Here is a 13983-nt window from a genome sequence, read left to right as displayed (position 1 = left end):
ATTTAAGGAACTACAGATAATGGCTATCGAGATCAAAGCCCCCACTTTCCCGGAATCGGTTGCCGATGGCACCGTTGCCACCTGGCACAAAAAACCGGGCGACGCTGTCAAGCGCGACGATCTGATCGTTGACATCGAAACTGACAAGGTCGTACTGGAAGTTCTGGCTACTGCTGACGGCGTGCTGGGCGCAATCGTCAAGAACGAAGGCGACACCGTTCTGTCCGACGAAGTCCTGGGCTCCATCGAAGCGGGCGGCGCTGCTGCCGCTGCTCCAGCCGCCGCTGCTGCTCCAACCGCTGCAGCCGCTGCACCGGCTGCTGGTGAAGGCGAAGACGATCCTGTTGCTGCTCCAGCCGCGCGCAAGCTGGCTGAAGAAAACGGCATCAACATCGCTTCCGTTGCCGGCACCGGCAAGGGCGGTCGTGTGACCAAGGAAGACGTGGTTGCTGCTGTTGCTGCCAAGAAAGCCGCACCGGCTGCCGCACCTGCCAAGGCTGCTGCTCCTTCGGCTGCCGCTCCTGTGTTCGCCGCTGGCGACCGCATCGAGAAGCGCGTACCGATGACCCGCGTTCGTGCCACTGTGGCCAAGCGTCTGGTTGAAGCTCAGTCGAACATGGCGATGCTGACCACTTTCAACGAAGTCGACATGACCGAAGTCATGGCCCTGCGTTCGAAGTACAAGGATCTGTTCGAGAAGTCCCACAACGGCGTACGCCTGGGCTTCATGTCGTTCTTCGTGAAAGCGGCCACCGAAGCGCTGAAACGCTTCCCGGCTGTCAACGCGTCGATCGACGGCGGCGACATCGTTTACCACGGCTACGCGGACATCGGCGTTGCCGTTTCCAGCGACCGTGGCCTGGTTGTTCCGGTTCTGCGTAACGCCGAACTGATGAGCCTGGCTGAAATCGAAGGCGGCATCGCAACATTCGGCAAAAAAGCCCGTGACGGCAAACTGTCGATGGACGAGATGACCGGTGGTACCTTCACCATCACCAACGGTGGTACCTTCGGTTCGATGATGTCGACCCCGATCGTCAACCCGCCGCAGGCAGCGATTCTGGGCATGCACAACATCATCCAGCGTCCTATGGCCATCAATGGTCAGGTCGTTATCCGTCCGATGATGTACCTGGCACTGTCCTACGATCACCGTCTGATCGATGGCAAAGAAGCTGTGACCTTCCTGGTGACCATCAAGAACCTGCTGGAAGATCCGGCTCGTCTGTTGCTGGATATTTGATAGAAGCAGCTGCAAGTCTCAAGCTGCAAGCTGCGAGTAACCGCAGTTTGGCTTGAGGCTTGCGGCTTCACGCTTGCTGCAAAAAAGAGGATTTTTGAATGTCGCAGAAATTTGACGTAGTAGTGATCGGTGCTGGCCCTGGTGGCTACGTGGCTGCCATCAAGGCGGCGCAGCTGGGTCTGACCACTGCCTGCATCGAGAAGTACACCGACGCCGAAGGCAAGCAAGCCCTGGGCGGCACTTGCCTGAACGTGGGCTGCATTCCTTCCAAGGCGCTGCTGGACAGCTCCTGGAAATACAAGGAAGCGAAAGAAAGCTTCAACGTTCACGGTATCTCGACCGGCGAAGTCAAAATGGACGTCGCTGCGATGGTTGGCCGCAAGGCTGGCATCGTCAAGAACCTGACCGGCGGCGTTGCCACCCTGTTCAAGGCCAACGGCGTTACTTCGATCCAGGGCCACGGCAAACTGCTGGCTGGCAAGAAAGTCGAAGTCACCAAGCCAGACGGCTCGGTTGAAGTCATCGAAGCTGAAAACGTGATCCTGGCTCCAGGCTCGCGTCCTATCGACATTCCACCGGCTCCGGTTGATCAGAACGTCATCGTCGATTCGACCGGTGCACTGGAATTCCAAACCGTACCGAAGCGTCTGGGCGTGATCGGCGCTGGCGTGATCGGTCTGGAACTGGGTTCGGTCTGGTCGCGTCTGGGCTCTGAAGTGGTTGTCCTGGAAGCTCTGGACACTTTCCTGATGGCAGCGGACACCGCTGTTTCCAAGGAAGCGCTGAAAACCCTGACCAAACAAGGTCTGGACATCAAACTGGGCGCCCGCGTGACCGGCTCGAAAGTCAACGGCGACGAAGTCGTTGTGAACTACACCGATGCCAACGGCGAACAGACCATCACTTTCGACAAGCTGATCGTAGCCGTTGGTCGCCGTCCGGTGACCACTGATCTGCTGGCTTCCGACAGCGGCGTGACCCTCGACGAGCGCGGTTTCGTGCACGTTGACGATCACTGCGCGACCACCGTACCGGGCGTTTTCGCCATCGGTGACGTGGTTCGCGGCATGATGCTGGCTCACAAGGCATCCGAAGAAGGCATCATGGTTGTCGAGCGCATCAAGGGCCACAAAGCCCAGATGAACTATGACCTGATCCCTTCGGTTATTTATACTCACCCGGAAATCGCGTGGGTTGGCAAAACCGAGCAGGCCTTGAAAGCTGAAGGCGTTGAAGTTAACGTCGGCACCTTCCCGTTCGCCGCTTCCGGCCGTGCCATGGCCGCCAACGATACCGGTGGTTTCGTCAAGGTCATCGCTGATGCCAAGACTGACCGCGTATTGGGCGTGCACGTGATTGGTCCGAGCGCTGCAGAGCTGGTTCAGCAGGGCGCGATCGGTATGGAATTCGGCACCAGCGCTGAAGACCTGGGCATGATGGTTTTCTCCCATCCGACCCTGTCTGAAGCCTTGCACGAAGCTGCTTTGGCTGTGAATGGCGGCGCCATCCACATTGCCAACCGCAAGAAGCGTTAACAGACAATAAGAAACCACGGCGGTAACGGCCCGTCGTGAGCCTTGCGAGCAAGACTCACCGCGGAATGTCCGCTGGACGCAGTCTTGCGTAGCTCCGCTACGCAAGCAGCAGTCACAGGTGGCGCGGCACTCAAACGAGCGCAGCGCCGAATGCGCAGTACCTAACGAAGACGGTAAAAAGCATGAATCTTCACGAGTATCAGGGTAAGCAGCTGTTCGCTGAATACGGCCTGCCAGTTTCCACTGGTTACGCAGTAGACACCCCGGAAGCAGCAGCAGAAGCTTGCGACAAAATTGGCGGCAGTGAGTGGGTTGTCAAAGCCCAGGTCCACGCCGGTGGTCGCGGTAAAGCGGGCGGCGTCAAGCTGGTTCGCAGCAAAGAAGACGCCAAAGCCTTCGCACAGCAGTGGCTGGGCAAGCGTCTGGTGACTTACCAGACTGATGCCAATGGCCAGCCAGTCACCAAGATCCTGGTTGAATCGTGCACTGATATCGCTAAAGAGCTGTACCTGGGCGCTGTCGTTGACCGTTCGAGCCGTCGCATCGTGTTCATGGCTTCCACCGAAGGTGGCGTGGACATCGAGAAAATCGCTCACGACACTCCAGAAAAAATTCTCAAAGCCACTATCGATCCACTGGTTGGCGCTCAGCCATTCCAGGGTCGCGAGTTGGCATTCCAGCTGGGTCTGGAAGGCAAGCAGGTTGCTCAGTTCGCCAAGATCTTCGTAGGTCTGGCCAAACTGTTCAAGGATCACGACCTGGCTCTGCTGGAAGTGAATCCGCTGGTGATCAAGGCTGACGGCGATCTGCACTGCCTCGACGCCAAGATCAACATCGACGCCAACGCAATGTACCGTCAGCCTAAGCTGAAGACTTTCCACGATCCGTCGCAAGACGATCCGCGCGAAGCGCACGCTGCCAAGTTCGAACTGAACTACGTAGCACTGGAAGGCAACATCGGCTGCATGGTCAACGGTGCTGGCCTGGCCATGGGTACCATGGACATCGTCAACCTGCATGGCGGCAAACCAGCCAACTTCCTCGACGTAGGTGGTGGCGCTACCAAAGAACGCGTTACCGAAGCGTTCAAAATCATTCTGTCCGACACCAACGTCGCTGCAGTACTGGTTAACATCTTCGGCGGCATCGTTCGTTGCGACATGATTGCCGAAGGCATCATCGGTGCAGTGAAAGAAGTCGGCGTGAAAATCCCGGTTGTTGTTCGCCTTGAAGGTAACAACGCTGAGCTGGGCGCTAAAGTACTGGCAGAAAGCGGTTTGAACATCATCGCTGCTACCAGCCTGACCGACGCTGCTCAACAAGTTGTCAAAGCTGCGGAGGGCAAATAATGAGCGTCCTGATCAATAAAGACACCAAAGTTATCTGCCAGGGTATTACCGGTTCGCAAGGTAGTTTCCACACCCAGCAAGCCATCGAATACGGCACCAAGATGGTTGGCGGCGTAACTCCAGGCAAAGGCGGCACCGAGCACCTGGGTCTGCCAGTGTTCAACACCGTTAAAGACGCAGTAGCGGCCACTGGCGCTACCGCCAGCGTGATCTACGTTCCGGCTCCTTTCTGCAAAGATTCGATCCTGGAAGCTGCTTTCGGCGGCATCAAGCTGATCGTCTGCATCACCGAAGGCATTCCTACCCTGGACATGCTGGATGCCAAAGTAGTTTGCGACGATCTGGGCATTGTCCTGATCGGCCCTAACTGCCCAGGTGTGATCACTCCGGGCGAGTGCAAGATCGGCATCATGCCAGGTCACATTCACTTGCCAGGCAAGGTCGGTATCGTTTCGCGTTCCGGCACCCTGACCTACGAAGCTGTTAAGCAGACCACTGACGCCGGTTTCGGTCAGTCGACTTGCGTCGGCATCGGTGGTGACCCGATCCCGGGTTCGAACTTCATCGACATCCTGAAGCTGTTCCAGGAAGACCCGAAGACCGAAGCGATCGTAATGATCGGTGAGATCGGCGGTTCGGCTGAAGAAGAAGCGGCTGCCTACATCAAGGCACACGTGACCAAGCCGGTTGTTTCCTACATCGCTGGTGTGACTGCTCCTCCGGGCAAGCGCATGGGCCATGCTGGCGCAATCATCTCTGGCGGCAAAGGCACTGCAGACGAGAAATTCGCTGCACTGCAAGACGCAGGCGTTAAAACCGTGCGTTCGCTGGCAGACATCGGCAAGGCCCTGGCCGAGCTGACTGGTTGGGCTGTCAAGTAAGCCTCGCGCTTAGCTGACGCTTCACCAAACAAAGGCCACCTTCGGGTGGCCTTTGTCGTTTCTGCAATATGGAGTTTTGCAAAGGATTTTTGTGGCGAGGGGATTTATCCCCGTTGGGCTGCGAAGCGGCCCCATTGAAAACGACAGCGTCGAGTCAGGTATTCCCCATTCGAGTTCTTGGGGGCTGCTGCGCAGCCCAACGGGGATAAATCCCCTCGCCACAGGTTTTCTGTTGTGAATACAGGTTCCGGTTATGAAAAATAGATACGTAAACGCGACACAGAAACGTCGCGTATCGGATAGTTCGCCCTCTAACAGTGCGTTTGTAAGCCAAATTCGTTAGGCTAGCAGCCATTTTTGCGTCTGCCGCCCACAAGGCATGCAACGCGCTTTAAGGGTCAGTCCCATACGGATCGACAGCATTTCCCTAATTACACAGGGCAATCCCCCTCTAAATTCCGATTCAGTAGTGTGGTATTACCTTAATGAAAGTTTTGAAAGGTCAGGACATCCTGGCACTTGGCTTTATGACATTTGCCCTGTTCGTCGGGGCTGGCAACATTATCTTCCCGCCTATCGTTGGCTTGCAGGCCGGACCTCACGTCTGGATGGCCGCGCTGGGCTTCCTGATCACCGCAGTGGGTCTGCCGGTGATCACCGTCGTTGCACTGGCCAAGGTCGGTGGGGCGATGGACGCGCTGAGCAGTCCGATCGGTAAAGTCGCCGGCGGCATTCTTGCGGCTGCGTGCTACCTGGCGGTCGGTCCGTTGTTCGCCACCCCGCGTACCGCGACCGTATCGTTTGAAGTAGGCCTGGCGCCGCTGACCGGCGAAAGCCCGCTGGCGCTGTTCCTCTACAGCTCGGTTTACTTCCTGCTGGTGTTCTTCATCTCGCTCTACCCTGGGCGTTTGCTGGACACCGTCGGCCGCTTCCTCGCGCCGCTGAAGATCATCGCGCTGGCAGTGCTCGGTATCGCTGCATTCGCCTTGCCGGCGGGTGACATCGGCCAGGGCACGCCGGAATACGTCGCGGCGCCGTTCTCGCAGGGTTTCATCAATGGTTACCTGACCATGGATACCCTTGGCGCGCTGGTGTTCGGTATCGTCATCGTTAACGCGATCCGCTCCCGTGGCGTCGAGTCGCCGAAGTTGATCACCCGCTACGCGATCATTGCGGGCTTGATCGCTGGTGTCGGTCTGGCGCTGGTGTACATCAGCCTGTTCCGCCTCGGTTCGGGCAGCCATGAAGTGGCCGTCGGTGCAACCAACGGCGCGGCGGTATTGCACGCTTACGTGCAACACACCTTCGGTTCGCTGGGCAGCGGTTTCCTTGCCGTGCTGATCTCGCTGGCGTGCCTGGTAACGGCTGTCGGTCTGACCTGTGCCTGTGCCGAGTACTTCAGCCGTGTGCTGCCACTGTCCTACAAGACTCTGGTGATCATTCTGGCGGCGTTCTCGCTGCTGGTGTCCAACCTGGGCCTGACCAAGCTGATCGCCTTCTCCATCCCGGTGCTGACGGCGATCTACCCGCCATGCATCGTTCTGGTCGCGCTGAGCTTCTGCAAAGACTTCTGGCACGAACACGGTCGTATTCTCGGCCCAGTGATGCTGGTGTCGTTCCTGTTCGGCGGCATCGATGCGCTGAAAGGCGCCGGTCTGGCCGACTGGCTGCCAACGCAACTGTCGCACCTGCCGCTGAGCGAGCAGGGCCTGGCGTGGCTGGTGCCATGCGTGATGACCCTGGTGGTTGCAGTGGTTTGCGATCGCCTGCTGGGCAAGCGCAGCGAAGCCGTTGCCTGAGGTTGGCTGACCCGCCACAAGCGGGTCTTCAGCGCTTAAACAGAAATGCCCCGTATCAAACGATACGGGGCATTTTTTATGCGCGTCAGGCAGTGTCTTTTTCCCTGAGCTAACGTCGAAGGGTTGCATCGCTTTTTGTAGGAGCAGAGCTTGCTCGCGAAAGCGATCTGACATTCAACATTGATGTCGACAGAAACGCCGCTTTCGCGAGCAAGCTTTGCTCCTACAGGTCACGTATTCAAAGGAATTGCATGTCGTTCATCCAAGCCAATCTGGTCCACCTGCTCGCCGCCTGCTGGTTTGTCATCTGCTGGGGCGGTTACACCCGCTATGCCACCTGGAAGGGCCGTGATACCGCGTGCCTGGCCAGCGTGCTGCACCTGTACCGCGAAGACTGGATGCGCCGCATGCTGCTGCGTGATAACCGCATTGCCGACGCCAGCGTGATCGGCAATCTTGAGCGCAATGCCTCGTTTTTCGCTTCCAGCACGTTGATCATCCTCGCCGGTATTCTCACCGTCCTTGGTGCTTCCGAGCGCGCGGTGTCATTGCTCGCGGATATCCCGATGGTGCAGCAGGCATCGCAGGGCATGTCGGAGATCAAACTGCTGTGCCTGGCGATGGTGTTTGTCTACGCCTTCTTCACGTTCAGTTGGTGCATGCGCCAGTACAATTTTGCGGCGGTACTGGTCGGTTCGGCGCCGATGATCGGTGAGCGCCATGTCTCCGAGCAGGAGCGCAAGGCGTTTGCTGCACGCGCGGCGCGGGTGATTTCGATGGCGGCCAACCAGTTCAACTTCGGCCTGCGCTCTTACTACTTCGGCATGACCATGCTGGCGTGGTTCGTCAGCCCGTGGTTGTTCATGTTACTGAGCGCGGGTGTGGTGCTGGTCCTTTACCGTCGCGAGTTTCATTCCGACGTTCTCGATGTAATGGTCTATACCCCTACAGAGGCGCCTATCCCCGAGGCGAACAAAGAGGTCGTTTGATGAGTATTCCGTTCTGGTGTGTGTTTATCAGTGCGCTGCTGATTTATATCGCGCGCATGCCCGTGGCCAAGGCCATGAAAGAGCAGGGTGGTTACAACAATCACCTGCCACGTCAGCAGCAGGCGCAACTGACCGGTTACGGCGCACGGGCGCTGGCGGCTCACCAGAACAGCATCGAGGCATTTATCCTGTTTGCGGTGGGTGTGCTGATGGCGCACACCACGCAAACCCAAGGATGGTTGATCGATGCCTTGGCGATCATTTTCGTCATCGCGCGGATTGTCTACTTGTGGTTCTACCTGGCGGATATACCAAAGCTGCGCAGTTTGGTCTGGCTGGTCGGCTTAGTGTGTTCGTTGTTGCTAATGATTAGTCCGACTTTTAGAACAGTTTTGCTCTAAGGCGGGATGACCGAAAAATCACAGGCAAAAGAAAACCCGCACTTGGCGGGTTTTCTTTTCTCTGCATCAAGAGGCAAATTATTGCTTCTTGGCAGCTTCGTCTTGTGCAGCCTGGTTCGATTCAGCCTGAGCTTTGGCAGCTTCGGCGTTTTCTTTTGCGGCGTCGTTCACTTTATCCTGAGCTTTGTTCATGTCTTGCTGAGCTTGTTCAGCATGTTGGTTTGCATCTTGAGCTTTGTCCTCGGATTTTTTATCGCAGGCAGCGAGACCGAGGGAAGCGGTCAACATCAAGGCAATAGCTAAAGTCTTACGCATGGGGTGTTTCTCCTTATGGAAAATAACTACTGGCCTTAAGAACGTTGCCCTCAAGGTTAAGTTCCTCATTTCTTTCAGATATATAAGTTTGTTTTTCAACGGAACTTTTGCTGTGTTTGTCACTACTGGCCAAAGGCTCTAACGCGAGTAATTATCAAATGACCGAGAACCCCGTTTTTGAGCGTGCGACGCGATTTCTTTCGGCGTTGCGTCACTGTCAGGTACTCGGTTTGCGGGTGCATAGCGCCTCCAGCGAAGGGCTGACAGTGATCTTGCCGTACAGCGAAAAAATCGTTGGCAACCCACAAACCGGCGTCATTCACGGCGGGGCCATCACCTCGTTGATGGACACCGCCTGCGGGATGTCGACGTTGTGCGTGCTGGCGGAATTCGAGGTCTGCCCAACCCTCGATCTGCGCATCGACTACATGCACGCTGCCGAACCGAATAAAGACGTTTACGGCTTCGCCCAGTGCTACCGGGTCACGACGGATGTGATCTTCGCCCGGGGTTTTGCCTACCAGGACGATCCCGAGCAGCCAATCGCCCATGTCGTTGGCACGTTCATGCGTATGGGCAAAGGCCTCAAAGGCACCAAAGGTTTCGGCGGCGTGGTCAAGGGAGAAGGCTCGTGAGTGATGATCTCAAGGAACAACTGCAACAGGCTCACGCTCAGGGCGACTATGCACCGCTGCTGAAACTGATTCCGTACGCCGGCTTAATCGGTATTGAGTGCTCGCGGGTCGGTGATGAACTGTTGTTCAAGCTGCCGGCGAACAAAGACAACATTGGTAACCCCTTATTGCCGGCGATTCACGGCGGGGTGATTGCCGGGTTCATGGAACTGGCAGCGGCCCTGCATCTGTTGATCTTCACGGGTGCGCCAGGGGTGCCGAAGATCATCGACTTCTCTCTCGATTACCTGCGTGCCGGCCAGTTTCGCGACACTTGGGCCAAATGTCAGGTCTGCCGCCAGGGACGGCGCGTCGCCAACGTCGCCATTACGGCTTGGCAAAGCACCGAGGGCGAACCGATTGCGACAGCCCGTGCGCACTTCAAAATCGATGAGCCCTTGAAATCCTGAACAGCGCCCCCAACTCTGATGACAACCCGCCGCCGACCATTTCGGGTCGCGGCCACTGCCATCTGATTGGAGTTTGATGACCATGAGTGTGGAAACTCAAAAGGAAACCCTGGGCTTCCAGACCGAGGTAAAGCAGCTGCTGCACCTCATGATCCATTCGCTGTATTCCAACAAGGAAATTTTCCTTCGCGAATTGATCTCGAACGCCTCTGACGCTGTCGACAAGCTGCGCTTCGAAGCCCTGGCCAAGCCTGAGTTGCTCGAAGGTGGTGCAGATCTGAAAATCCGCGTGAGCTTCGACAAGGACGCCAAGACCGTCACCCTCGAAGACAACGGTATCGGCATGAACCGTGACGATGTGATCACCCACCTGGGGACCATCGCCAAGTCGGGCACCGCCGATTTCATGAAGAATCTCTCGGGCGATCAGAAGAAGGATTCGCACCTGATCGGTCAGTTCGGTGTGGGCTTCTACTCGGCGTTCATCGTTGCCGACCAGGTTGACGTGTACAGCCGTCGTGCCGGCACTCCAGCCAGCGAAGGCGTGCACTGGTCGTCGAAAGGCGAGGGCGAGTTCGAAGTTGCCAACATCGACAAGCCAGAGCGCGGCACCCGTATCGTTCTGCACCTGAAAGCGGCTGAAGACGAATTCGCCGATGGCTGGCGTCTGCGCAACATCATCAAGAAGTACTCCGACCACATCGCGCTACCGATCGAGCTGCCGAAAGAAGCGGCCGCAGCTGAAGGTGAAGAAGCTCCAGCCGTTGAATGGGAAACCGTCAACCGCGCCAGCGCGCTGTGGACCCGTCCTCGCACTGAAGTGAAGGATGAGGAATATCAGGAGTTCTACAAGCACATCGCCCACGACTTTGAAAACCCGCTGGCCTGGAGCCACAACAAAGTCGAAGGCAAGCTCGAATACAGCTCGCTGCTGTACGTGCCGGCCCGCGCACCGTTCGACCTGTACCAGCGCGAAGCGCCGAAAGGCCTGAAGCTGTACGTGCAACGTGTGTTCGTGATGGATCAGGCCGAGTCTTTCCTGCCGTTGTACCTGCGCTTCATCAAAGGCGTGGTCGATTCCAACGACCTGTCGCTGAACGTGTCGCGGGAAATCCTGCAGAAAGACCCGATCATCGATTCGATGAAGACCGCGCTGACCAAGCGCGTGCTCGACATGCTGGAAAAACTGGCGAAGAACGAGCCTGAGCAATACAAGGGCTTCTGGAAAAACTTCGGTCAGGTCATGAAAGAAGGCCCGGCAGAAGATTTCGCCAACAAAGAGAAAATTGCCGGTTTGCTGCGTTTCGCATCGACCAATGGCGACGACGGCGAGCAGATCGTTGGTCTGGCCGACTACCTGGCGCGTGCCAAGGAAGGTCAGGACAAGATCTACTACCTGACCGGCGAAACCTACGCGCAGGTCAAGAACAGCCCGCACCTGGAAGTCTTCCGCAAGAAAGGCATCGAAGTGCTGCTGCTGACCGACCGCATCGACGAGTGGCTGATGAGCTACCTCAGCGAGTTCGACGGCAAGAGCTTTGTCGACGTGGCGCGCGGTGACCTCGATCTGGGCAACCTGGACTCGGAAGAGGACAAGAAAGCCGCAGAGGAAGTCGCCAAGTCCAAAGAAGGTCTGGTTGAGCGTCTGAAAACCGCACTGGGCGATTCCGTGGCGGAAGTCCGCGTATCGCATCGTCTGACCGATTCGCCGGCCATTCTGGCCATCGGCGAGCAGGACCTGGGTCTGCAAATGCGTCAGATCCTCGAAGCCAGCGGTCAGAAAGTGCCGGATTCGAAGCCAATCTTCGAGTTCAACCCAAGCCACCCGCTGATCGAGAAACTCGACGGCGAGCAGAGCGAAGAGCGTTTTGGCGACCTGTCGCACATCCTCTTCGATCAGGCCGCACTCGCGGCCGGCGACAGCTTGAAAGACCCGGCGGCTTACGTGCGCCGACTGAACAAGCTGCTGGTTGAACTGTCGGTTTAATCAAGTTGCATAAAAACCCGCTTCGGCGGGTTTTTTCATTCTGGTGTTTAACCAATCAGGAGTCAGAAATGAGCCAAATCACTGTACGTTCCGTGGTCTATCAGATTGATGGCCAGCCTTATGAAGGTCGTCTGGCGTTCGATGCCGAGCACAAAGGCGCGCGTCCGGGTTTGTTGATGGCGCCGAACTGGATGGGCGTTAGCGCCGGTGCCGAAGATATCGCCAAGTCGGTGGCGGCCAAGGGTTACGTGGTGCTGATTGCTGACGTTTACGGTCAGGCCGTGCGCCCGCAGAACGGCGATGAGGCTGGCGCGGCGATGATGCCGCTGAAGAACGATCGCGCACTGCTGCGCACGCGTATGCAAGCGGCGTTCGAGCAGTTGCAGAAGCAGGGCGAGGCGGCGGTTGATACTTCGAAGCTGGCGGTGTTTGGTTTCTGCTTCGGCGGTTGCTGTGCGCTGGATCTGGCCCGTACGGGCGCGCCGGTTAAAGCGGCTGTGTCGTTCCACGGCACATTGGACTCACCGAATCCGGCCGATGCAAAGAACATCAAAGGCTCGGTGCTGGTGCTGCACGGTGCTTCCGATCCATTGGTGCCGAAAGAGCAACTGCCGGCATTTGAAGACGAAATGAATGCGGCGAACGTCGATTGGCAATTGCTGAGCTACGGCGGTGCGGTGCATTCGTTTACTGATCCGCATGCGAATGTGCCGGGCAAGATGATGTATGACGAGAAGACCGCCAAGCGCGCATTCAAGTCGATGCATGATTTGCTGGATGAAGTGTTCAAGGGCTGATTCTGGTGACCGGCGCCTATTCTGTGGTGCCTGACCTGGCCTCATCGCGAGCAGGCTCACTCCTACAGTTGGAATGCGTTCCCCTGTAGGAGTGAGCCTGCTCGCGATGGCGATTTTTCAGGCGATACAAATCTCAGGGCAATTCAATCCGCTCAATTTCCCCCAGCACCGTCGGCCAATCCCCGGCCGCCCACTTGCGCCGCGCCTCATCGATCGCCGCCGGATCGCTCGCAACAAAATTCCAGTTGATCCGCCGAGGCCCGTCCAGCGGCGCACCGCCAAACACCACGGCGTGCACATCGCTCTCGGCAAACAGGCTCATTTCTTCCCCGGCCGGCAACACCACCAGCGCGTGCGGCTCAATCGTTTCGCCATTCAGCTGTGCATCACCACTCAACACATACACCGCACGTTCCTGATGCTCGGTCGGAATCAGTAGCGTGGTCGCCGTCTGCATCTGCACTTCGGCATACAGCGTAGGAGAAAGCACCGGCACCGGCGATTCCAGGCAAAAGCCTGACCCGGCAATCATGCGGATCTGTACGCCAAGGTTATCGCTGACCGGCAATGTTGCAGCGGGGTGGTGGCTGTAATGTCCCGGGCCTTGCTCATGATCCTTGGGCGAAGCCAGCCAGATCTGCAAGCCGTGCATTGTGAAGCTCTGGTCCCACAATGGTTTCGGCGTGCGCTCGACGTGCGCGATGGCGCTGCCGGCGGTCATCCAGCTGACATCGCCGGCATTGACCACCTGATCGGAGCCGAGGCTGTCCTTGTGCTGAATCTGCCCATCAAACAGATAGGTGAGGGTCGACAGGCCGATGTGCGGATGCTGTCGGATGTTCATGCCTTTGCCTGTCGGATAAACCGTCTCGAGCATGTGATCAAAAAACACGAAAGGCCCGACACTGCGGCATTTGGCTGACGGCAGCGGGCGCAGAATCGGTTGGCCCTCAACGTCTTCGGCGCGCGGGCGGATGATCAGAGGTTGCGTGTGCATGGTGCATTCCAGGCTGAGCGGGTGATGCCAGAAGCATAACCCGCCGCTGGCGCTGTAGTGATTACTGGCTGTCAAAGCCCTGTGGGGCGTGGGTTTCGATGCTGACTTCGCTGGTGGTCATCAGCTTGTGGATCGGGCAACGGTCGGCAACGCGCAGCAGTTCTTCGCGCTGAGCGTCAGTCAGCACGCCTTTAAGGGTCAGGGTGACGTGCAGGACGTATTTGCCTTTCTGCTCTTCGCTGTTGTCGCGTTTGACCTCGACACCCACGCCCGTCAGCGGGATGTCTTTCTTCTTCGCGTACATCTTCAGGGTCAGGGCCTTGCAGGCGCCGAGGGCGGCGTCGAAGTAATCGTGCGGCTCGGGTGCCGAGCCTTCGCCGCCGGCAGAGGCCGGTACGTCGGCAAATAATTCGAGGTCATCGATTTTTACAGAGTGACGAAAACCTTCAGCGGAGACGGTATTGACGGTGACAGTCATGTGAACCTCACGGGCAGTAGGAAAAGTCGTTCGATCTAAAAAGACCTTGCAGTTATAGAGCATTCCCGCCGGCACGCGTTCCACTTTCCTGCGGGATGAACCCTTGTTGTCACGCTGAGGTCTAGGCT

14 protein-coding genes are annotated in these 13983 nt (G+C 57.5%); 11 read left to right on the top strand and 3 right to left on the bottom strand.

Translation table 11 applies throughout. The features are described from left to right. Nucleotides 1-19 precede the first annotated feature (19 nt). From odhB to JFT81_RS11380, 7 genes are all read left to right on the top strand, one after another. Complete coding sequence (odhB, locus tag JFT81_RS11410; RefSeq protein ID WP_201227391.1) at nt 20-1243, top strand: 2-oxoglutarate dehydrogenase complex dihydrolipoyllysine-residue succinyltransferase; 1224 nt, start codon at nt 20-22, stop codon at nt 1241-1243. A gap of 98 nt (nt 1244-1341) precedes the next feature. Beyond that, nucleotides 1342-2778, top strand: a complete 1437-nt coding sequence (gene lpdA, locus JFT81_RS11405) for a dihydrolipoyl dehydrogenase (protein WP_053118492.1) — start codon at nt 1342-1344, stop codon at nt 2776-2778. A 182-nt stretch (nt 2779-2960) separates the two neighbouring features. Continuing rightward, nucleotides 2961-4127, top strand: a complete 1167-nt coding sequence (sucC, locus tag JFT81_RS11400; protein WP_007919879.1) for an ADP-forming succinate--CoA ligase subunit beta — start codon at nt 2961-2963, stop codon at nt 4125-4127. Then, nucleotides 4127-5008: a succinate--CoA ligase subunit alpha gene (sucD, locus tag JFT81_RS11395; RefSeq protein ID WP_158830677.1), complete on the top strand. Its 882-nt coding sequence runs from the start codon at nt 4127-4129 to the stop codon at nt 5006-5008. The genes sucC and sucD overlap by 1 nt, the downstream gene beginning before the upstream one ends. Before the next feature lie 485 nt (nt 5009-5493). After that, entirely contained in the window at nt 5494-6807 is a 1314-nt protein-coding gene (brnQ, locus tag JFT81_RS11390; RefSeq protein ID WP_201227390.1) for a branched-chain amino acid transport system II carrier protein, read from the top strand. A 251-nt stretch (nt 6808-7058) separates the two neighbouring features. Continuing rightward, nucleotides 7059-7796: a DUF599 family protein gene (locus JFT81_RS11385; protein WP_201227389.1), complete on the top strand. Its 738-nt coding sequence runs from the start codon at nt 7059-7061 to the stop codon at nt 7794-7796. After that, nucleotides 7796-8197, top strand: coding sequence for an MAPEG family protein (locus JFT81_RS11380; protein WP_201227388.1), 402 nt, complete (start codon nt 7796-7798; stop codon nt 8195-8197). Before JFT81_RS11385 ends, JFT81_RS11380 begins: the two co-directional genes overlap by 1 nt. 78 nt (nt 8198-8275) lie before the next feature. Here the strand turns inward: JFT81_RS11380 and JFT81_RS11375 are convergent, their stop codons facing one another. Beyond that, nucleotides 8276-8512, bottom strand: a complete 237-nt coding sequence (locus tag JFT81_RS11375) for a hypothetical protein (protein WP_123465870.1) — start codon at nt 8510-8512, stop codon at nt 8276-8278. Nucleotides 8513-8670: 158 nt separating this feature from the next. Here JFT81_RS11375 and JFT81_RS11370 point away from each other — a divergent pair, with 158 nt between their 5' ends. The 4 genes from JFT81_RS11370 (at nt 8671) to JFT81_RS11355 (ending at nt 12380) form a co-directional block, all read left to right on the top strand. Then, the gene (locus JFT81_RS11370) at nt 8671-9147 is read left to right on the top strand and encodes a PaaI family thioesterase (RefSeq protein ID WP_201227387.1); all 477 of its coding nucleotides are present in this window, start codon (nt 8671-8673) and stop codon (nt 9145-9147) included. Continuing rightward, entirely contained in the window at nt 9144-9596 is a 453-nt protein-coding gene (locus tag JFT81_RS11365; RefSeq protein ID WP_201227386.1) for a PaaI family thioesterase, read from the top strand. The genes JFT81_RS11370 and JFT81_RS11365 overlap by 4 nt, the downstream gene beginning before the upstream one ends. Nucleotides 9597-9678: 82 nt before the next feature. Next, nucleotides 9679-11583 (top strand): molecular chaperone HtpG, encoded by a 1905-nt coding sequence (gene htpG / locus JFT81_RS11360; protein WP_201227385.1) that lies wholly within the window; start codon nt 9679-9681, stop codon nt 11581-11583. A 68-nt stretch (nt 11584-11651) separates the two neighbouring features. Further along, a complete protein-coding gene (locus JFT81_RS11355; RefSeq protein ID WP_201227384.1) occupies nt 11652-12380 on the top strand; it encodes a dienelactone hydrolase family protein in 729 nt (242 codons plus the stop codon). 133 nt (nt 12381-12513) lie between these two features. Here the strand turns inward: JFT81_RS11355 and JFT81_RS11350 are convergent, their stop codons facing one another. Next, the gene (locus JFT81_RS11350; RefSeq protein ID WP_201227383.1) at nt 12514-13377 is read right to left on the bottom strand and encodes a pirin family protein; all 864 of its coding nucleotides are present in this window, start codon (nt 13375-13377) and stop codon (nt 12514-12516) included. A 61-nt stretch (nt 13378-13438) separates the two neighbouring features. Then, nucleotides 13439-13855: an OsmC family protein gene (locus JFT81_RS11345; RefSeq protein ID WP_201227382.1), complete on the bottom strand. Its 417-nt coding sequence runs from the start codon at nt 13853-13855 to the stop codon at nt 13439-13441. Nucleotides 13856-13983 lie beyond the last annotated feature (128 nt).

The sequence above is a fragment of the Pseudomonas sp. TH43 genome, assembly GCF_016650635.1.
In the GTDB taxonomy this organism is placed as follows: domain Bacteria; phylum Pseudomonadota; class Gammaproteobacteria; order Pseudomonadales; family Pseudomonadaceae; genus Aquipseudomonas.
Note: the sequence above shows the minus strand (reverse complement) of the source record. Positions and strands in the feature narration are given on the sequence as shown.